The 20,154-nt window shown below is 69.7% G+C and carries 17 protein-coding genes; 14 read left to right on the top strand and 3 right to left on the bottom strand.

Translation table 11 applies throughout. The features are described 5' to 3' along the window. Window positions 1-7: 7 nt before the first annotated feature. The 9 genes from ACXJKM_RS03650 (at window position 8) to ACXJKM_RS03610 (ending at window position 10,066) form a co-directional block, all read left to right on the top strand. A complete protein-coding gene (locus ACXJKM_RS03650) occupies window positions 8-166 on the top strand; it encodes an alpha-E domain-containing protein (protein WP_457350308.1) in 159 nt (52 codons plus the stop codon). Further along, window positions 156-314: an alpha-E domain-containing protein gene (locus ACXJKM_RS03645; protein ID WP_457350308.1), complete on the top strand. Its 159-nt coding sequence runs from the start codon at window positions 156-158 to the stop codon at window positions 312-314. Before ACXJKM_RS03650 ends, ACXJKM_RS03645 begins: the two co-directional genes overlap by 11 nt. Next, window positions 304-1,254 (top strand): alpha-E domain-containing protein, encoded by a 951-nt coding sequence (locus ACXJKM_RS03640; protein ID WP_457350306.1) that lies wholly within the window; start codon window positions 304-306, stop codon window positions 1,252-1,254. The genes ACXJKM_RS03645 and ACXJKM_RS03640 overlap by 11 nt, the downstream gene beginning before the upstream one ends. Before the next feature lie 189 nt (window positions 1,255-1,443). Continuing rightward, window positions 1,444-4,875 carry a transglutaminase family protein gene (locus tag ACXJKM_RS03635; protein WP_457350304.1) on the top strand — a complete coding sequence of 1,144 codons (3,432 nt, stop codon included), beginning with the start codon at window positions 1,444-1,446 and terminating at the stop codon, window positions 4,873-4,875. A 34-nt stretch (window positions 4,876-4,909) separates the two neighbouring features. Then, window positions 4,910-5,194 (top strand): DUF6290 family protein, encoded by a 285-nt coding sequence (locus tag ACXJKM_RS03630; protein WP_056202746.1) that lies wholly within the window; start codon window positions 4,910-4,912, stop codon window positions 5,192-5,194. Beyond that, window positions 5,191-5,475 carry a type II toxin-antitoxin system RelE/ParE family toxin gene (locus tag ACXJKM_RS03625; RefSeq protein ID WP_457320096.1) on the top strand — a complete coding sequence of 95 codons (285 nt, stop codon included), beginning with the start codon at window positions 5,191-5,193 and terminating at the stop codon, window positions 5,473-5,475. Before ACXJKM_RS03630 ends, ACXJKM_RS03625 begins: the two co-directional genes overlap by 4 nt. 10 nt (window positions 5,476-5,485) lie before the next feature. Continuing rightward, window positions 5,486-6,370, top strand: a complete 885-nt coding sequence (locus ACXJKM_RS03620; RefSeq protein ID WP_457350302.1) for an alpha/beta fold hydrolase — start codon at window positions 5,486-5,488, stop codon at window positions 6,368-6,370. A 121-nt stretch (window positions 6,371-6,491) separates the two neighbouring features. Further along, the gene (locus ACXJKM_RS03615; RefSeq protein ID WP_056202760.1) at window positions 6,492-9,140 is read left to right on the top strand and encodes a circularly permuted type 2 ATP-grasp protein; all 2,649 of its coding nucleotides are present in this window, start codon (window positions 6,492-6,494) and stop codon (window positions 9,138-9,140) included. After that, the gene (locus ACXJKM_RS03610) at window positions 9,137-10,066 is read left to right on the top strand and encodes a transglutaminase family protein (protein WP_056202763.1); all 930 of its coding nucleotides are present in this window, start codon (window positions 9,137-9,139) and stop codon (window positions 10,064-10,066) included. The genes ACXJKM_RS03615 and ACXJKM_RS03610 overlap by 4 nt, the downstream gene beginning before the upstream one ends. Before the next feature lie 6 nt (window positions 10,067-10,072). On the opposite strand, the gene ACXJKM_RS03605 is transcribed toward ACXJKM_RS03610, so the two are convergent. After that, complete coding sequence (locus ACXJKM_RS03605; protein WP_457320092.1) at window positions 10,073-10,663, bottom strand: LysE family translocator; 591 nt, start codon at window positions 10,661-10,663, stop codon at window positions 10,073-10,075. 84 nt (window positions 10,664-10,747) lie between these two features. Here ACXJKM_RS03605 and ACXJKM_RS03600 point away from each other — a divergent pair, with 84 nt between their 5' ends. Next, window positions 10,748-11,191, top strand: coding sequence for an Lrp/AsnC family transcriptional regulator (locus tag ACXJKM_RS03600; protein ID WP_457350300.1), 444 nt, complete (start codon window positions 10,748-10,750; stop codon window positions 11,189-11,191). A gap of 146 nt (window positions 11,192-11,337) precedes the next feature. Here ACXJKM_RS03600 and ACXJKM_RS03595 read toward each other — a convergent pair whose 3' ends face one another. Beyond that, the gene (locus tag ACXJKM_RS03595; protein WP_457350298.1) at window positions 11,338-12,465 is read right to left on the bottom strand and encodes an ABC transporter substrate-binding protein; all 1,128 of its coding nucleotides are present in this window, start codon (window positions 12,463-12,465) and stop codon (window positions 11,338-11,340) included. Between the two features lie 94 nt (window positions 12,466-12,559). Next, on the bottom strand, window positions 12,560-15,283 hold the full coding sequence (locus tag ACXJKM_RS03590) for a CHASE domain-containing protein (RefSeq protein ID WP_457350296.1): 2,724 nt from the start codon (window positions 15,281-15,283) through the stop codon (window positions 12,560-12,562). Window positions 15,284-15,388: 105 nt separating this feature from the next. On the opposite strand from ACXJKM_RS03590, the gene ACXJKM_RS03585 reads away from it, so the two are divergent. The 4 genes from ACXJKM_RS03585 to ACXJKM_RS03570 are packed head-to-tail and all read left to right on the top strand — an operon-like array spanning window position 15,389 to window position 20,152. Further along, entirely contained in the window at window positions 15,389-15,934 is a 546-nt protein-coding gene (locus ACXJKM_RS03585; RefSeq protein ID WP_457350294.1) for a DinB family protein, read from the top strand. Window positions 15,935-15,955: 21 nt separating this feature from the next. Further along, window positions 15,956-17,929: an O-linked N-acetylglucosamine transferase, SPINDLY family protein gene (locus ACXJKM_RS03580; protein ID WP_457350292.1), complete on the top strand. Its 1,974-nt coding sequence runs from the start codon at window positions 15,956-15,958 to the stop codon at window positions 17,927-17,929. Next, on the top strand, window positions 17,926-19,065 hold the full coding sequence (locus tag ACXJKM_RS03575) for a DegT/DnrJ/EryC1/StrS family aminotransferase (RefSeq protein WP_457350290.1): 1,140 nt from the start codon (window positions 17,926-17,928) through the stop codon (window positions 19,063-19,065). Before ACXJKM_RS03580 ends, ACXJKM_RS03575 begins: the two co-directional genes overlap by 4 nt. Further along, the gene (locus ACXJKM_RS03570; protein WP_457350288.1) at window positions 19,058-20,152 is read left to right on the top strand and encodes a hypothetical protein; all 1,095 of its coding nucleotides are present in this window, start codon (window positions 19,058-19,060) and stop codon (window positions 20,150-20,152) included. Before ACXJKM_RS03575 ends, ACXJKM_RS03570 begins: the two co-directional genes overlap by 8 nt. Window positions 20,153-20,154 lie beyond the last annotated feature (2 nt).

The raw sequence follows: 20,154 nt of genomic DNA, 5'->3' as shown, positions 1-20,154 counted from the left end.
CTGATCGATGCTTTCAAGAACCGCTGACCACCTGTTTTGGCTGAGCCGCTACATCGAACGGGCGGGTCGAGCGCGCAGCGCTCGGGGCGAAGCCACAACACGGCAGCGCGCATCAGCGCGCGCGGTGTTTTCGGCCAACGAAAGGGAGTCGAAGCATGCTGTCTAGGACTGCTGACCACCTGTTTTGGCTGAGCCGCTACATCGAGCGGGCGGGTCGAGCGCGCAGCGCTCGGGGCGAAGCCACAACACGGCAGCGCGCATCAGCGCGCGCGGTGTTTTCGGCCAACGAAAGGGAGTCGAAGCATGCTGTCTAGGACCGCTGACCACCTGTTTTGGCTGAGCCGCTACATCGAGCGGGCCGAAAACACCGCCCGGATGCTGGACATCGCCTACCAGACCTCCCTCCAGCCGCAATCGGCGACGGAATCCGAGCAGTCGTGGAGCAGCCTGGTGTCGATCTCCGAGCTGAACAGCCTCTACAACACCAAGTACCCGCGCATCAACAGCCGCAGCGTCATGGAGTTCATGGTGGCCGACGAGAACAACCTCTCGTCCATCTTCAACTGCCTGCGCGCGGCGCGCGAGAACGCGCGGGCCGTGCGCGGTGCGCTGACGACCGAGGTCTGGGAGACGATGAACCAGACCTGGCTGGAGTTCCGTCGCCTGCTGCGCGAAGGCCTGCTGACGCGAGATCCGTCGCAGCTGTTCGAGTGGGTCAAGTACCGCTCGCACTTGTCGCGTGGCGTCACGGTCGGCACCATGCTGCAGGACGAGGCCTTTCACTTCATCCGCATCGGCTCCTTCCTGGAGCGGGCCGACAACACGGCGCGGCTGCTGGACGTCAAGTTCTATCGCCACGACGGGGAGATCGTCTCCGAGCGCGACACGGCGCGCGATTTCTACTACTGGTCGGCCGTGCTGCGCTCGGTGTCGGGCTTCGAGATCTACCGCAAGGTCTACAGCAACGTCATCCAGCCCGACAAGGTGGCCGAGCTGCTGATCCTGCGCCCCGACATGCCGCGCTCGCTGTCGCATTGCGTGACGCGCATGCTGGCCAACCTCAAGCGCGTGGCCAATCCACAGTCGGGCGAGACGCTGCGCCGCGTCGGGCGGCTGGAGGCGGAACTGGCCTTCGGGCGCATTGACGAGATCCTGGCCAAGGGCTTGCATCCCTTCCTGGATGGCTTCCTCGCCGAGGTGGCCGATCTCGGTGCCGGCATCAGCCGCGACTTCCTCGTTCCTTCGACAGGATGACAGTGCCCCTCGCCCTGTCCTGCCGCGCTGAACGCGGGCGGGTCCGGTCGGTCCCCCTAGGGGACGGCGATGCTCGCGGCATTGAGCCGCGAGCACATCGCCATCGCGGGCCGGCTTGGGAGCGGCCCGGCGCTCGGCCCGATAACTCTATGCGTCGCGATAGCCGCGAATGCAGAACGGACAACTGACATGAGCATCCACGTCGCCCTCAAGCACGTCACCCGCTACAAATACGACCGCCCCGTCAGCCTCGGCCCGCAGGTCGTGCGGCTGCGGCCGGCGCCGCATTGCCGCACGCCGGTGCTGAGCTACTCGCTGCGCATCGAACCTGCCGACCATTTCATCAACTGGCAGCAGGACCCGTTCGCCAACTACCTGGCGCGGTTGGTCTTCCCCGAGAAGACGACCGAGTTCACCGTCACGGTGGACCTGGTGGCCGAGATGTCGGTCTACAACCCCTTCGACTTCTTCCTCGAAGAGCACGCCCAGACCTTCCCCTTCAAGTACGACGAGGTCCAGCAGATCGAGCTCGCGCCCTATCTGCAGGTCGAGCCGTTGACGCCCTTGCTGGCCGCCTACCTGAAGGAGATCCCGCTCGACCGGCGTTCGACGAATGACTTCCTCGTCGAACTCAACCAGAAGGTGCAGGGCAGCGTCTCCTACCTGATCCGCATGGAGCCCGGCGTGCAGACGCCCGAGGAGACATTGGAGAAAGCCTCCGGCTCCTGCCGCGATTCCGGCTGGCTGCTGGTGCAGTTGATGCGCCATCTCGGCCTGGCGGCGCGCTTCGTGTCGGGCTACCTGATCCAGCTGACGCCCGACGAGAAGGCGCTGGACGGCCCCAGCGGCACCGAGGTCGACTTCACCGACCTGCATGCCTGGTGCGAGGTCTATCTGCCCGGCGCGGGCTGGATCGGCCTGGACCCGACCTCCGGCCTGCTGGCCGGTGAAGGCCACATCCCGCTGGCTGCCACGCCCACGCCTGGCAGCGCAGCGCCCATCAGCGGCGCCGTCGACAAGGCCGAGGTCGAGTTCGAGCACGAGATGAGCGTCACGCGCATCTACGAATCGCCGCGCGTGACCAAGCCCTACACCGAAGAGCAATGGGCCGAAGTGCTGCTGCTCGGCGAGCAGGTGGACCGCGAACTCGCCGCCGGCGACGTGCGCCTGACGATGGGCGGCGAGCCCACCTTCGTGTCCATCGACGACCGCGACGCGCCCGAATGGAACACCGAGGCGCTGGGCCCCACCAAGCGCATCTACGCCCAGCAGCTCACGCACAAGCTGCGCGACGAGTACGGCCAGGGCGGCTTCCTGCATTTCGGCCAGGGCAAGTGGTATCCCGGCGAACAGCTGCCGCGCTGGGCGCTGTCCATCTACTGGCGTGCCGACGGCCAACCCTGCTGGCGCAACCCGGAGTGGTTCGCTGACGAACGCGAGGGCCACGCTTACACGAGCACGCATGCCCAGGCCTTCATGAGCGCACTGACGCGCCGCCTGGCCCTGCCAGACAGCCATGTCGAGCCCGCTTACGAGGACACCTTCTACTACCTGTGGCGCGAGCGCCGCCTGCCGGTCAACGTCGACCCCTTCGACTCGCGGCTGGACGACGAGATGGAGCGGGCGCGCCTGCGCCGCATCTTCGAGCAAGGCCTGGCCGAGGTCGTCGGCTATGTGCTGCCGATCGCCCACAGCGGCGACTCGCCGGCCCTGGCCGGCACGCGCTGGCAGACCGGCCCCTGGTTCTTCCGCGACGATCGCCTCTACCTGCATCCCGGCGACTCGCCGATGGGCTGGCGGCTGCCGCTGGACTCGCTCCCCTGGGTCAGCAAGGGCGACTATCCCTATCTGATCGAGCAGGATCCTTTCGCACCGCGCGGCATGCTGCCGGCCGCGGCGGCACTGCGGGTGCAGACGCTGGGCGTGACGTCGGCCGGGCCGGTGCCGGGCCTGCGGCTGGGGGGCAAGGCCGGTGCTGCTGCGGGTGGCGCCGGCATTGGTGGGGCAGGGGCAGGCGACGGCTCGACCCAGGCCGCACCAGGCCGCTTCGAGAGCGCCCGTGACGTCACGCGCACGGCGCTGTGCGTCGAAGCCCGCGACCCGCGGCGCGCCAACGGCCCCGCGGCCGAACGCAAGGGCAAGGCCAGCGGCGTGCTCTACGTCTTCATGCCGCCGCTCGAAAAGCTCGAGCATTACCTGGAGCTGTTGACGGCGGTGGAGGCGGCTTGCGAGGACACGGGCTACAAGATCGTGCTGGAGGGTTACCCGCCGCCGCGCGACCCGCGCCTGAAGCTGCTGCAGGTCACGCCAGACCCCGGCGTCATCGAGGTCAACATCCACCCGGCCCACAACTGGCGCGAACTGGTCGACCACACCGAGTTCCTGTACGAAGCCGCGCGCCTCACGCGCCTGTCGAGCGAGAAGTTCATGATCGACGGCCGCCACACCGGCACCGGCGGCGGCAACCACTTCGTGCTCGGCGGCGCCACGCCGGCGGACTCGCCCTTCCTGCGCCGCCCCGCGCTGCTCGCGTCGCTGCTGGCCTACTGGCACAACCACCCCAGCCTGAGCTATCTCTTCAGCGGCCTTTTCATCGGCCCCACCAGCCAATCGCCGCGCGTGGACGAGGCGCGCAACGACCAGTTGCGCGAGCTGGAGATTGCGCTGGGCGAGATCCACAAGCTCGGGGACAACGTCGCTCCTTGGCTTATCGACCGCACGCTGCGCAATGTACTGGTCGACGTGACTGGCAACACGCATCGCAGCGAGTTCTGCATCGACAAGCTCTACTCGCCTGACTCCGCCACCGGCCGCCTGGGCCTGCTGGAGCTGCGCGCTTTCGAGATGCCGCCGCATGCGCGCATGAGCATCGTGCAGCAACTGCTGCTGCGCGCCCTCGTCACCCGCTTCTGGAACAAACCCTACCGCGCACCGCTGGTGCGCTGGGGCACGGAGCTGCACGACCGCTGGCTGTTGCCGCATTTCGTGCGCGAGGACTTTGCCGACGTCATGCAGGACATGCGCGAGGCCGGCTATGCCTTCGACGCCAACTGGTTCGCGCCGCACTTGGAGTTCCGCTTCCCGAAGTACGGCGAGTTCGTGGCCCGCGGCGTGCATGTGACGCTGCGCGGCGCGCTGGAACCCTGGCATGTGATGGGCGAGGAAGGCTCGGCCGGCGGCAATGTGCGCTATGTGGACGCGTCGCTGGAACGGATGGAGCTGCTCGTCACCGGCCTCGTCGACCCGCGCCACCGTGTGACGGTCAACGGCGTGCCCGTGCCGCTGCAGCCCACGGGCCGCGTCGGCGAGTTCGTCTGCGGCGTGCGCTACCGCGCCTGGCTGCCGGAGTCGGCCCTGCACCCCACCATCCCCATCCACGCGCCGCTGACGCTGGACCTTGTCGACACCTGGCAGAACCGGTCCTTGGGCGGCTGCCGCTACTCGGTCGCGCACCCGGGCGGGCGCAGCTACGAGACGCTGCCGGTCAACGCCTACGAGGCCGAGAGCCGCCGCCTGTCGCGCTTCGTGGCCATGGGCCACACGCCGGGCCAGGTCGAGGTGGGTGAGCCGAAGCGCAGCCTGGAGTTCCCGTTCACATTGGATCTGCGCAAGGTGGGCTGATGTAGCACAATTGCGCTACAACATTGGAGCCCCCATGTCGACGACGACCATTCGCCTGGAAGACGACTTGAAGGAACGCGTGAGCGAAGCCGCCGCGCGGGCCGGCAAGACGGCGCATGCCTTCATCCGCGATGCCATTGCCGAGTCGGTCGAGCAGGCGGAATTCGATGCGGAGATGGACAGGATCTGCGAGGAGCGTTGGACTGAGTTCCTGAAGACTGGCGAAGCCGTCAGCCTTGACGAAGCCAAGGCGTACTTCGATGCCAAGGTTGCCGGTAAGCCGGCGGTACTGCCGAAGCCTCGCAAGATTCTCGAATGACGCGTGTCGAGCTTGGGCGCGGTGCAATTGACGATCTGGATCGCATCACGGACTTTCTGATGGCGCACGATGCTGACAACGCCGTCGAGCGCAAAGACGAGTTGCTCGATGCGCTGCGTGTGTTGACTTACGCGCCAGAAATCGGACGCCGTGCCGGCACCGGCACGCGTGAACTGGTCGTCGGCCGGGCTGCACGAGGTTACGTCGTCCGCTACCGATACGTGCCGCGCGCTGATGTGGCCGTTGTAATCTCGATTCGCCACCAGCGCGAATCGCGCTAAGACCCGAAACATGCGCATCGAAATCGAACCCGGCGTCCGCCTCTTCGTCGACATTGAGGGCCTGGGCCATGAGCCCGTCGGCCCCGAACTGCGCGAGAAGCCGACGCTGATCCTCATCCATGGCGGCCCGGGTTTCGACCATACCGCCTTCCGGCCCTTCTTCAGCCGCTTCACCGATCTCTGCCAGGTCGTCTACTTCGACCAGCGCGGCCATGGCCGCAGCGACCCGCGGCCGGCGGATGAGTGGGTGCTGGACGTCTTCGCCGACGACATCGTGCGGCTGTGCGACGCACTGGGCGTCGTCAAGCCCATCGTGCTGGGCCAGAGCTTCGGCGGCTTTGTCGCACAGCGCTATCTGGCCCGCCACCCGGAGCACCCGGGCAAGGTCGTGCTGTCCAGCACCTCGCATCACTTCGGGCTGGAGCGCAAGATCGAGCGCTTCGGTGCGCTCGGCGGGCCGGACGCCGCGGCCGCCACGCGCGAGTTCTGGGAGAACCCCGGCCCGGCCAGCTGGGCCGTGTATGAAAAGGTCTGCCGCCGCCTCTACAACACGCAGCTCAAGAACCCGAACGCCGGCGGCTGGATGATGTTCAAGCCGGAGATCCTGTTCGCCCACACCCGCACCGAGCTGCGCGACATGGACCTTCGCCCGGGCCTCGCGAATGTGCAGTGCCCGGTGCTGGTCATGGCCGGCGAGCAGGACCCGGTCACGCCGCCGCAGGACGCCGAAGAGATCGTTGCCGCGCTACCGGCGCAATGGGTGCAGTTCGAGCGCTTTGCCAACGTGGGCCATGGCGCCTGGCGCGATGACCCGGAAGCGGCCGAACGCGTGTTGCGCGCCTTTCTGTCGCCGCGTGGCCAGGTTGCCAGCGAGCCGGGCTTACCGGTGCCCTGAGCAGTGACCGGCGCCAGCCGGCGCACCCCCCGCAGCCCCGGGCCGGCGCCGCGCGGACATTGCTCGACAATGCCCTTTCCGCCTTCTTCGCGCCGCATGACCGCATCGATCCTCCTCGCCCATGTCTGAGCTCACCCCCAGCCAGTGGAGCCTGCTTCCCGACGAGCCCGAGGAGGTGCTGGCGCCCGACCCGCTGGCGCTTGCCGCTTCGGCCGCGTTGCGCAGCCGTGACGGCCACTTCTATGAGCTGACCGGCCAGGTCAACCAGCCCGGCGAGCCCCAGGGCGGCCTCACCGAGCGCTGGCGTCGTTTCTTCGCGGCCGGCGGTGCGGCGGGTTGGCAGGAGCTCAGCGCCAAGGCCCTGCGCGTGCAGCGCCGCGTGCTGGAGGACGGCGCCAGCTACAACGTGCACAGCGATGCCCCACCGCTGCCCGGCCAGGACGAGAGAGAGGGTGCGCCGCTGGCCCGCCACTGGCCGCTGGAACTGCTGCCCATGCTCATCGAGCCGGACGAATGGCGCCATATCGAGGCCGGCATCGCCCAGCGCTCGCGCCTGCTCAACGCCGTCATGGCCGACACCTACGGGGAGCGCAAGCTGTTGAGCGAAGGCCTGCTGCCCGCGTCACTGGTGCTGGCCCACCCGCAATACCTGCGCGGTATGCATGGAGCCAAGCCGGCCGCTGGCGTTCACCTGCATGTGCTGGCCTTCGACCTGACGCGTTGCGCCGACGGCCATTGGTGGGTGGTCGGCCAGCGCACGCAGGCGGCGTCGGGCCTGGGCTATGTGCTCGAGAACCGCCTCATCGTTGCCCAGCAGTTCCCCGAAGCCTTCCGGCAGATGGCCGTGCAGCGCCTGGCGGCGAGCTACCGCGACTTCATCCAGACCTTGACCCAGCTGTCACCCGCCGGCGAGCGCAGCCGCGTCGCGCTGCTGACACCGGGGCCGCGCAACGAGACCTATTTCGAGCAGGCCTTCCTGGCGCGTTATCTCGGCATCACCCTCGTCGAAGGCGCCGACCTGACGGTGCGCGCGGACAAGGTCTATCTCAAGACCCTGGCCGGCCTGGAGCGCGTGCATGTGCTGCTGCGCCGCGTTGATGACACCTGGCTGGACCCGCTGGAGCTGCGCCCCGACTCCATCCTTGGCGTGCCGGGGTTGCTGCAGGCAGCGCGTGCCGGCGAGGTCGTCATCGCCAATGCGCCGGGCGCCGGCTGGCTGGAGAGCCCGGGCCTGTCCGCCTTCTGGCCCGGCGTGGCCGAGAGCCTGCTGGGCGAGGACCTGACGCTGCCAGCCATCCAGAGCTGGTGGTGCGGCGAGGACAGCGCCTGGCGCAGGTTGCGCCCGCGGCTGGCGGAGTTTGTCGTCGTGCCGACCTTCTCGGCCAGCAGCACGACGCGCAGCTTCTCGCCCATCGTCGCCGCGGAACTGACCGACGAGCAGCTCTGGGAGCTGGCCGAGCGTATCGACGCCGACCCCACCGCCTACACCTTGCAGGCCCGCGTCAAGCCCACCAAGCAGCCGGTCTGGACGCGCGGCGCGCTGGAGCCGCGCGTGGCGGTGCTGCGCGTCTTCGCCATGACCGACGGCCAGGGCGGCTGGAAGGTGCTGCCCGGCGGCCTGGCGCGCGTGGCGCCCAAGCGCGACCCGCTGGCCGATGCCTGGCTGTCCATCCAGCGCGGCAGCTTGAGCGCCGACACCTGGGTCATGACCGACGGCGAGGTCGACCCGACGACGCTGCTGGCCCAGCCGCTGCAGGCCGCCGACCTGCGCGACGTGCACTGGACGGTGACCAGCCGCGCCGCCGAGAACCTGTTCTGGCTGGGCCGGTACACCGAGCGTGCCGAGAACAGCGCCCGGCTGGCGCGTCATGTCATCGAGGCCAGCGTCATGGTGCAGCGCGGCGCGATGCCGCCGCCCATGCTGCCGCTGCTGGACGCGCTGGCGCGCCGCCATGGCCTTGTCGGCGCCAAGGCGCCCGCGGCCGAGGACGACCCGCGTGGTTTCGAGCGTGCGATCCTGACGGCCCTGCTGCCGGCGTCCGGCGAGACCAGCGTCGGCTGGAACCTGCGTGCGCTGCAGTCCTGCGCCCAGGCGCTGCGCGAGCGCCTGTCGCCCGAGGCCTGGCGCCTCATCCACGAAACAGCCGCCCAGTTCGAGCAGCATCTGCGCGCTGTGCTGGACCGCCCCGGTCCGGGCACGCCGGTGACCGATGTGCTCAATGTGCTGGCGCGCGCCGACACCCACCTGGCCGCCATCACCGGCGCCCAGACCGACCGCATGACGCGCGATGACGGCTGGCGGCTGCTGTCCATCGGCCGCCAGATCGAGCGCCTGTCCTTCCATGCCGAGGTGCTGGCCGAGACCTTCGAGCATGGCTTGGCGCTGACCGAGGACGGCTTCGGCCTGCTGCTGGGCGTGTTCGACTCGACCATCACCTACCGTGCCCAGTTCCAGGCGCGCCGCGAGGCACCGCCATTGCTGCACCTGCTGGTGCACGACACCGACAACCCGCGGTCGCTGGCCTGGGTGGCGCGCACGCTGCGCGACCGCTTCGCCAAGCTGGCCCGCCACGATCCCGGCTGGGCCGCCGACATCGCTGCCGAGCTGCCCGTGCCCGAGGCCTGGCCGCTGGCCGAACTGGCGGCGTCAGGGCCGGCCCTTGTCGAGCATCTGACGCGCGCGGCGGCCCAGGCGGGCGAGTTGTCCAGCCTGATCAGCCAGCGTTATTTCGCGCATGTGCTCGGCGCAGAACAGCGAGTCTGGCAATGACAGGCATCCGGCTCGCCGTCCATCACGTCACCGAGTACACCTACGACGACTCGGTGGAATGGGCCTATCACGCCGCCTGCCTGGCGCCGCGCCACACGCCCTGGCAAAAGGTCAGCGACTGGCGGCTCAACATCGACCCGTTGCCGGACGGCTGGGGCGTCGAGGGGCTGGAGCTGGACACGGGCGAGCTGGCCCGGCATCTGCGCCGCGACCCCTGGGGCAACCAGCACCTGAGCTTTGGCCATGCGCGCGTGCATGAACGCCTCGTCGTCGACAGCCGCTTCGAGGTGGAGCTCAGCGACCGCCCGGTGCCCGAGCCCGGCCGCGGCCAGGCCTGGGAGGCCGTTGCGGCCGGCCTGCGCTACCGCGCTGGCCGTGCGCTGCAGGAGGCCGACGAGTTCGCGCTCGCCTCCAACTACGCCGCACCCGACGAGACGCTGCGCGCCTATGCGCGCCGCGCCTTTTCGCCCGGCCGCACGCTGGCCGCCGGTGGCCTGTCGCTGATGCACCAGATCCACACCGACCTGCGCTATCTGCCGCAGAGCACGACGGTGGCGACCCGCGCCGCCGACGCGCTGGCCCTGCGCAGCGGCGTCTGCCAGGACTTCGCCCACGTCTTCATCGCCGCCTGCCGCTCACTGGGCCTGGCGGCGCGCTATGTGAGCGGCTATCTGCTGACACGCCCGCCCGAGGGCGTGACCAAACTTGTCGGCGCGGATGCCTCGCATGCCTGGGTTGAACTGTGGTGCCCCGAGCAGGGCTGGCTGGCCCTGGATCCGACCAATGCCGTGCCTGCGGGCCTGGACCACGTCACGCTGGCCTGGGGCCGCGACTATGCCGACGTGGCGCCGCTGCGCGGCGTGCTGCGCGGCGGCGGCGTGGCGACACTGGGCGTGAGCGTCAGCGTAGAGCCGATGGCCGACTGAGCGGCGTCAGCTCCGCAGCAGCGGCAGCACCGACACCACCATCAGCGCCGCGGCACCCCAGTTGAAGGCCTGTAGCGCGCGCGGCCGGTGCAACCAGCGGCGCATCTGCTCGCCCAGCAGGGCCCATGAGCCGCAGCAGGGCAGGTTGACGAGGACGAAGACGGCGGTCAGCGCCGCAATGCCGAGTTCGCCATAGGCCGTCACGGCCGTCAGCGCCATGGCCCAGGCCTTGGGGTTGACGACCTGGAACAGCGCCGCAGCGCCAAAGCCCATGGGTCGGCCCTGACCGCCGCCCTGAGCGGTCGGTGGCGCGGCGCTGGCGATCTTGACCGCGAGGTAGAGCAGATAGGCCAGGCTTGCCCACTTCAGCACCTCGTGCAGGCCGGGGTAGCGCGTGAACACCTCGCCCAGCCCCAGGCCGACGAGCACCAGCATGACGCCGAAGCCGAAGCTGATGCCCAGCAGATGCGGCAGGCTGCGGCGCCAGCCGAAGTTGGTGCCCGAGGCCAGCAGCATCAGGTTGTTGGGTCCGGGCGTGATGGACATGACGAAGGCGAAGCCGGTGAGGGCGGCCAGGGTGCTGAGGGTGGTTTCCATGGCGCGCAACTCTAGGCAGGTCGGCGTCGAATGGGCTTGCGTTTTGCAGTGCCGCCGGCCGGTCTTGTGCAATCATCTGCGGCCATGGATGCCATCGACGAGAAGATCTTGCGCGAACTGGTCAAGGACGGGCGCCTGACCAATGCCGAGCTGGCCCAGCGCATCGCGCTCAGCCCCTCGGCCTGCCTGCGCCGCGTGCAAGAGCTGGAGCGGCTGGGCGTCATCAAGGGCTACCGGGCGGTGCTGGACCCGACGCTTTTGGGACTGGGCTTCGTCGCCTATGTCGCCATCGGCCGGTCGCGCCACACGCTGGACGAGCAGCTGAGCTTCGAGCAGGCGATGAAGGACTGCCCGGTCGTGCGCGAGTGCCACAACGTGACCGGTGCCTTCGAGTACCTGCTGCGTGTGGAGGTGGCCGACCTGCCGGCCTACAAGCGCTTCCATGCCGACGTGCTGGGCGGCCTGCCCCAGGTCAGCATGATCACCAGCTACATCGTCATGGACTCCCCCAAGGACGATCGCGGTTGATGACATTTGCGGGCCGAGCGCCGGGCCGCTCCCAAGCCGGCCCGCGTAAGGCGATGTGCTTGCGGCTCGATGCCGCAAGCATCGCCGTCCCCTCGGGGGACCGACCAGACGCGCCCGCGTTCAGCGGGGCGAGACTGGGCGAGGGGTCAACGTTTCACTTTTCCGTCGCCCGTGAGCATCGACAGCTCCACGAAGCTGGAGCCGGTGTGCTTGGTGGGCGAGAAGTTCAGGTGATAGCCGCGTGACTCGTAGCCGGACAAGGTTTCCAGCGCGGCGATCAGTGCTTCGCGGGTGGGCCGGCCGCCCAAACGGCGCAGGGCATCGACGATGACGCGCGCCGCGACATAGCCTTCCATGCTCGTGTAGTTGGGCTCGGCCTTGGCGTCGAGCTTGCGCAGGGCCTGCTGGTAGTCGTTGACGAGGCCGACCGCGGTGCCGAAGGGCGACGGCATGACCTGCGAGACGACGATGCCGGCGGCGTCCTTGCCGAGCTCGTCGGCCAGGGCCTGCGTGCCGACGAAGGACACGTTGTAGAACTGGCCGAAATAGCCTGCTTTGCGGGCCTCGCGGATGAAGGCGGCGCAGCTCTTGTACGCGCTGATCTGCACGATCGCCTCGGCCTGTGCAGGCACGAGGGTCTTGATGGCCGCCGCCACGTCGACACTGTTGCGTTCCACCGTCGCAACGGCCACCGGCTGCAGGCCACGCTTTTCCAGCGCGCGAACCACGCCCTTCAGACCGGCCTGGCCGTAGGCGTCGTTCTGGTGGAAGACGGCGATCTTCTTCAGGTCGAGCTGGGTCAGCTGTTTGACGATCAGCTCGGTCTCGTCGTAGTAGGACGCGCGGATGTGGAAAACCAGCTTGTTGAACGGGTCGCGCAGCGCCTCGGCGCCGGTGAAGGGGGCGATGAAGGGAATCTTGGCGGCCGTCGCCAGCGGCAGCGCCGCCACCGACGTGGGCGTGCCCACATAGCCGAACAAGGCGAAGACATCCTCCTGGATGAACTTCTCGGTGTTGGCCTTGCAGCGCGCGGGTTCGTAGCCGTCGTCCAGCGTCTTCAGCACGATGGGCAGGCCGCCCACGCCGCCGCTGGTGTTGACGGCATCGAAATAGGCCTTGGCGCCGAGTTGCATCTGCAGGCCGAGCTGGGCGGCGGGGCCGGTCAGCGGCACGGACTGGCCGAGCACGATGGCGCGGCGTTCCTGGGCGCGAGCAGATGTGGCCGGCAGCGCAAGGCTGGCCAGGGCGAGATGGGCTTGGCGGCGGGTCAGCATGGGCGCGAATCATGCCCCAAGCCGGGGGCAGCTGTTACAACCGATCGGCGCACAGTGCCCGCCGGGCGTGAATACGCCCCGGCGGAAACGTTTGCTAACTTGTGCGTGCGCGAGCGCGGCCGGCGCGCTTGTTGGCGAACATGGCCTCGTCGGCGAAGCGCATCAGCGCATCCGCCGTCTGGCCATCCACCGGGAAGTGGGCCAGGCCCAGGCTGCTGCCCACGGCCACCTGCTCGCCCGAGCCCAGCGTGATCGGCTGGGACAGAGCGTCCAGCAGCCGGTTCAGCACCGGTTCGGCGTCGGCCGGCACCAGGGTCGGCGTCAGCAGCACGACGAATTCGTCGCCACCCAGGCGGGCCACCGTGTCGCTGGCGCGCAGGCCGGTGTGCAGGCGGGCGGCCACGGCCTTGAGCACTTCGTCGCCGGCGTCGTGGCCATGGCTGTCATTGATCTGCTTGAAGCCGTTCAGGTCGAGATAAGCCAGCGCAAAGACATGGCCGCTGCGCTCGGCGGCGGCAATGGCCTGCTTGAGCCGGTCGCCCAGCAGCAGGCGGTTGGGCAGGCCGGTCAATGCGTCGTGCAGGGCCGCGCGCTCCATGCGCGCCTCGTGGGCCTTGCTCTGCGTGATGTCGACCATCATCCACAGCGACTCGCCACCCCGTTCGCTGGATACGGCGGGCAGCTCGACGCCGGCCAGGTCCACCCAGATCAACGAGCCGTCCTTGCGCCGCATCTGCAGCTGGGTGCGAAAGCGACCGCCGGCCTTGAGCTGTGGATAGGCCAGCGCACCCAGGGTCTCATAGGCGGTGTCGTCGACATAAAGCTGGCGCACCGGCGCACCGAGGAGTTCGCCCTCGGCGTAGCCGAACATGCGCTCCAGCGCCTGGTTGCGCCAGACGGTCACGCGGTCCCGCAGCTTGACGATGCCGACCAGATCGCTCTCCAGCATGGCTTCCTGGTCCAGCGTCAACTGGTGCAACTGCTGGCGGATGCGGTGGGTCTCGCTGATGTCGAACATCACGGAGCGGCTGCGCAGGTAGTTGCCGTTGGCGTCGTAGACGGCCGTGGCCGACAGGCTGACGCGGCGGGCTTCGCCCTGGCGGCCCTTGACGCTGAACTCCAGCTCCGAGATGCGCCCTTCGCGCATAAAGCGGGGGAAGGCCTGGCTGAACAGCAGGCGGCCCTCGGCATCGAAGAAGTCCGCCGGGCTGGCCTGGCCGATCAGCTCTTCGGCCGTGCAGCCCAGCCAGCTCAGGCCCAGGGCGTTGATCTGCAGGAAGCGCCCGTTCTCGTCCAGCGCGTAATAGGCACAGGGCGCGTTGTCATAGAGATCCTGCAGGCTCTGGCGCGCCTCGTCGGCCTGGGCCTGGAGCTGCTTGCGGGCCGTGATGTCGGACTCGATGACCATGAAGCCCGTCAGCGCGCCCTCGGCGTCGTGCAGGGGCTGGACCTCGACGTCCACCCAGTAGTCGCGGCCGTCCTTGGCGCGGCGTATCAGCTCCACCTTGCAGCCCAGGCCAACGCTCATGGCCTCGCGCATGCCGTGCACCGTGTCCTCGTTCGTCAGCTCTGAGTGCAGCAAGTCGCTCGGCCGCTTGCCCACGGCTTCCGCACTGGTGAAGCCGCTGAGCCGCGTGAAACCATCGTTGACCCAGTTGATGCGGCGTTCGGTGTCGGTGATCAGGACGGCGTTGGTCGTGTGGCTGGCCACCATGGCCAGCCGCGCCAGGTCGGCGGTCATGCCGCGCGCCATCTCCTCGGCGCGTGTGCGGCCGGCGGCCAGCAGATAGACCGTCACGGCCAGCAGCAGGCTCAGCAGCGCACCGCCCAGTTCCAGGCCCAGGCCCGACAGGCCCAGCAGCCGCATGGACGCCTCGCGGGTCAGCGCCGTATCGAGCATGAACTCGCGGCCGGCGACCGTGAAGCGCAACGAATCGGCCGTCGGCGCGTCACTCAGCTCGTAATCGGCCGCCTCGGCCGGTGCCAGCGCCTGGCCCGCGCGCGTCGCCAGCAGGGGCTGAAACTCGGCGTCGGTGGTCCGGACGGACAACTTCAGGTCCAGCAGCGACGACGCCGGCTCTGCCACGCCGCGCAGCAGGTCGCCCGCCACCAGCGGGGCATACAGCAGGCCGAGCAGCGCGGCGCGGCGTTCGGCCGGCGTGCCGGGGTCATGCCCCTGCAGATAGACCGGCACGAGCAGCAGGAAACCGGTGCCCTTCAGCGGGTCCTGCACCAGGCGCACGGGGCCGGAAAGAGTCGCCTCGCCGCTGTCGATGGCCTGTTCGATGGCCTGGCGGCGCACCGGGTTAGCGCCGGAGTCGATGCCCCAGGCCGAGAAGTTGTGCGAGAACGGCGAAATCTGCGTGACGACGTAGAGCGTCGGGTCCTGGCCCGAGCCATGCACGCGGAATTCGGTGCCCCCCTCGCGCTGGCGGGCCGCGACGAAGGCGGGCAGGTCGCGGCGCGCCACCCTCTCGATGAAGCCGAAACCACGCACGCCGGGGAACTCGCGGGGCAAGTCGCGCGACTCGACATAGGCGTCAAAGGCCGCGCGGCTGAACTTGCCCTCCAGCGCCGCCAGCGCGCCGCGGGCGCCCTTGAGGCCATAGACCGGCATGGTCAGCCGCTTCACGACATCGGCCTGCAGCCGCTCAACCTGGCGTTCCTGCAGGCCGCGCGCCTCGGCGCCGGCGCGCTGCTGCTGCCAGATGACGGCGCCCGCTGTCAAAGCCAGGCCGATGGACAGCACGGCCGCGGCCGCCACCCATGCAGCCGTGCTGACCTTCTCTGACCCGGTATAGCCGTCTCCGATGCGCAAGCCTTGACTCTTTTGTGGCGCGGCATGCTGCCTGCGTGGCGATTGAAGCATGTCCGGTCCGCGCCGTCAGCCCCATGGCGGGGCCGCCCGAGCACAATGCCAGCCATGAATATCTTCCTCATTCAGGCCCGCGCCAACCGCCTCGCCAACCGCCGCCTGCTGAGTGCGCTGGCAGCGCTGTCCGATGCCGATTTCCACGCCCCGCGCACCAGCTTCTTCCCCAGCCTGGCGCTGACGGCCAATCACATCCTCAATGTGGACCATTACTACCTTGCCGCCCTGCAGGGTGACGCAGCCATGCGCCACATCTGGGCCAGTTATGTGCCGGCGCAGACGGCGGCCGAGCTGGCGGCGCGGCAGGACGAAAGCGACGAGAAGCTGGTGGCGTTCTGCTCAGGCTTACAGCCGGGCGACGAGGAGCGCATCGTCGCCTTCGACCGCGGCGCCGGTATCGAGAACGGGCCGCGCGAGCCGGTGGGGCGGGTGCTGGCGCACCTCTTCATGCACCAGACCCACCATCGGGGGCAGGTGCATGCGATGCTGGCCGGCACGGCGGTGAAGCCGCCGCAGCTGGATGACTTCATCATGCTGGGCGATGACAAGCATCGTGTGGCGGACATGGCGGAGCTGGGTTGGGCCGAGCCGGTGTGACGGCAGACGCAAATGGCGGGTATGGCGGTAAGGCACAAATCGATCGCGTCCAACATCGAGCTGATCCGGCTCCTGAACTTCGGTGAGCATGCCCTGGCCGTCGACTGCGCCCAGGCCGCGCTGCGCAACCGGCCCTCCGACAGCAAGCTCTGGCAGTTGCTCGGCCTGGGCCATATGCAGCTTGGCCGGCATCGCGACGCGCTGGCGGCGCTGCGCCGTGCGGCCGAGTTGGCGCCGGGCGATGCCGAAATCCGAGACAACCTGCGCATTCTCGGAACGGCGGCCGGGACGATGGCCTGGCAGGCTTTTGCCGCGGCGATGGAAGCAGGCGACCTGCCGCAGGCGTTGAGCCTGGCGCGCCGTGCGGTGCGTGACGAACCGCAGGAGGCGGCGCGTCACAACAACCTGGCCGTCGCGCTGGCGGCTTCGCAGCGCATGTCCGAAGCCATCGATGCCAGCCGGCGCGCGGTGACGTTGGCGCCGCAGTCGGTGGAGTTCCAGCTGAACCTGGCCCGCTTCCTGACGGTCACCGGGCAGGAAGCCGACGGACCGGCCAGCTATCGCCGCGTCCTCGAACTCGATCCCGAGAACGTGGAAGCGCGCCGCCTGCTGGCCTGGCACGCTGCGCACCGGGGTGACCCGGCCGAGGCTGCGGCCTACTGCAGCGCGAGCCGCGATGAGTTTCCTCGCGACCTGTCCCTGTTCAGCAACCGGCTGTACTACGGCACGCTCGATGGCAGCCTGGCGCCCGAGGAGAGCTTCGCCGCGCATGTCGAATACGGCCGGCGCGCCGAGGCCGCGGCGCCGGCTGCGAGCTTCGCCTTCGCGCAGCCGTGCGACCCGGCGCGGCGGCTGCGCGTGGGCTTCGTGTCGGGCGATCTCTACGATCATCCCGTGGCCGGTTTCATCGAACCGGTCTGGGCGGCGCTGGACCGGAGGCAGATCGAAGTCTGGGTCTACGCGGGCGGTGCGAAGCGCGATGCAGTCACCGAGCGGCTGCGCCCGCTGGCCCAGGTCTGGCGCGACGTGCGGGACCTCGGCGACGAGGCGCTGGCGGCCCGCATCCATGCTGACGCGATCGACGTGCTGTTTGACCTGTCGGGCCACACGGCCGGCCACCGGTTGCCGAGCTTTGCGATGAAGCCCGCGCCGCTGCAGGTGACGTGGATCGGCTATCCCAACACGACCGGCCTGCGTGCCATGGACTACGCGCTGTGCGACCGTTTCAATGCGCCGCCGGGCCTGTACGAGCACTTCTACGTCGAGAAGTTCGCGCGCATCCCCTGCTCGGGCACGTTCACGCCGCTGGTTCGGCTGCCGGAGGTCGGTCCGCTGCCGGCGCTGGCGGCGGGGCGGGTCTGCTTCGGCAGCTTCAACGCGGTGCGCAAGATCGGCCCGGAGGTCGTCGCTGGCTGGGCCCGCGTGTTGCACGCCGTGCCGGATGCGCGCCTGCTGATCGGCTACGTCGCCGCGCAGGCGCAGGCGCAGCGCCTGGAGGCTGAGTTCGCGCGGCAGGGCATTGCCGCGGCGCGGCTGCAGTTCCGGTCGCCCGTGGCGCTGGCCGACTACCTGGCCCTGCACGGCGAGGTGGACCTTGTGCTCGACAGCTGGCCCTACGGTGGCGGCACGACGACCAACTATGCGCTCGCGATGGGCGTGCCGGTCGTGACGTTGCGCGGCCCCGGGCGGGCGCATTGCCAGTCGGCCGGCGTGCTGGGCCGCATCGGGCTGGGGGACTGGGTGGCGCGCGACGTCGACGAGTTCGTCGCCATCGCCGCCGCCCGGGCCGGCGACCTGCCGGCGCTGGCGGCCTTGCGTGCGGGCCTGCGGGATCGCTGGCAGGCCACGCCGCTGCGCCAGCCGGCCACGGTCGCGCGGGGCCTGGAGCGAGCCGTTCGTCGCATGTGGCAGCGCTGGTGTGCAGGCCTGCCGGCCGAGCACTTCGAGATCGGGCACGACGAGGTGCCCGGCCTTGTCCCGGCGCCGGCGCCATGAGCATGCGGCTGCTGATTCCCGACCTGCCCTGCGCGGACGCGCTGATGCCCTGGCTGCGCCGCATCGACGCCGCACGCCAGTACAGCAACTTCGGCCCGCTGGTGCGGGAGCTGGAAGCGACGCTCGCGGCGCACTGGCCGGTCGCGTCGATCGTGCCGGTGCGGTCGGACCTGCATGTCCGCACGGCGAGCAGTGGCACCGCCGCCCTCGAACTGGCGATGGCGGCGCTGGACCTGCCGCGGGGCGGCGAGGTGCTGATGCCCGCCTTCACCTTTCCCGCCACCGCAGCCGCTGCACTGCGCCAGGGGCTGCGGGTGCTGTTCGCCGACGTCGCCGAGGGCAGTTGGCAGCTCAGCCCGGTGCTCGCGCGCGAGGTCGCACGCCACCGCCGCCTGGCGCTGGTGATGCCCGTGGCCACCTTCGGCCGGCCGCTGGATGCGGCCGCGTGGGATGCCTTTTCCAAGGACACGGGCGTCCCGGTGTTGATGGATGCCGCGGCGGCCTTCGGCAACCAGGCCATCGGGCATCGAGCCTGCGCTGCCTTCAGCCTGCATGCGACCAAACCCTTCGGCATCGGCGAGGGTGGGCTCATCGCCACGCGCGACGCCGCCCTGGCCGAGCGTGTGGCTCGGCTGTCCAACTTCGGGTTCGAGGGCAGGCGGGCCGCCGCCGTGGCGGGCAACGCCAAGATGTCGGAGTACGCGGCGGCCGTGGCCCTGTGCCAGTGGGCGCGCCGTGGCGCGCTGCGCGAGCGGCGCCGGGCACGGTGGCCGGCCTACAGCGCGTTGCTGGACGGCTTGCCCGGCGTGGCGCGGCAGACGGGCTTCGATGCCGGCGACGCGCTGCCGGCCAACCTGGTGTTGATGCTGCCCGTTCCCGCGGCGCCGGTGGCCGCAGCCCTGGCCCGCGAGGGCATCGAGACGCGCCGCTGGTATTGCCCGCCGCTGCCGGCGCAGCCGGCCTTCGCGGCCTGCCCGGTCGTTGGCGAACTGCCGGTCACGGCCGCCCTGGCCGGGCGCAGCCTCGGCCTGCCCTGGCATGGCTTCCTGACCGAAGCAGACCTCGATCAGCTGCGGTGCGCCCTCGCCACGCATGTCGTGCCTGCCCTGATGCAAGAACCAGCCGGCCATGCATGAGAGGCCGCGCCTGCTGGTCGCCAGCGTCGGCAGCCTGGTGGGGCAGAACCTGCTCGAAGCGCTGGCCGGGCGGCGCGAGGGCGTCGAGGTGGTCGGCTTCAACTCACAGGCCGACGCGGTCAGCAACTTCCTGTGCGACCGCGTTCACCTCACTCCCGAGCTCAACAACGCCGGCTTCCTGGCCCGCTTCGAAGCCATCGTGGCGCAGGAGGCACCCGACCTCATCCTGCCCGGTCGCGACGACGACGTTGTCTTCCTCGCCGGATGGGCCGAGCGCAACCCCGGGGTGCGCTGCATGGTGGGCAGCACAGCGAGTGCGCAGGTGCTGCGCGACAAGCGGGCCACTGCCGCCGTCGCGACGGCACGCGGCCTGCCCTTCGCACCGACGCTGTGCGATCAGGACGGTTGGGCCGCCGTGTCGGGGCTGGCGTCTGGATGGGGCTGGCCGCTGGTTGCCAAGCCGCGCCGCGGCAACGCGTCGCGCGGCGTCGTGCTGGCCACCGGGCAGAGCGAACTGCGCGCCGCGCTGGCCTGGCCGGACTACTGTTTTCAACCCTGGCTGGGCGCCCGGCCGGAACTGGCGGCCTGGCAGCGACTGCGCGAGGGTGGTGTGCCGCTGGACTGGTCCTTACCCGGAGTGGAAAAACTCAGCCTGGACGGCTGCGTGGCGCCCTCGGGCCGGTTGTTGGCGCCCTTCGCGACGCGGCACACGCAAGTCAGGCTCGGCCGCACGGAGCGGGTCGAAGCGCTGGCCCTGGACGGCGAACTGCGCCCTATGCTCCAGGCCTTCGGGGCGGCCTTGGCCGACCTGGGCTGGCGCGGCCCCTTCAATGTGCAGTTGGGCCGCACGCCGGACGGGCGGCTGCTGGCCTTCGAGATCAACGGTCGCTTCACCGGCAGCGCGGCCACGCTGGGCCACCTCGGGCTCGACTACATCGGCGAGTGCCTCGGCGCCTTCCTGGAGGGTGCGCCGCTGCCTGGCGTGCGCCCGGCCACCGCGCAACGCGTCGACAAGCGCCTGGGCAACTGGGCGCTGGACCTCGACGCCGTGGACACGCTGAGGCGCGCGGGAGTCTGGGAGCGCTGAGG

The sequence above is a fragment of the Roseateles sp. P5_D6 genome (assembly GCF_054049415.1).
This window is presented reverse-complemented; position numbering and strand designations above follow the sequence as displayed.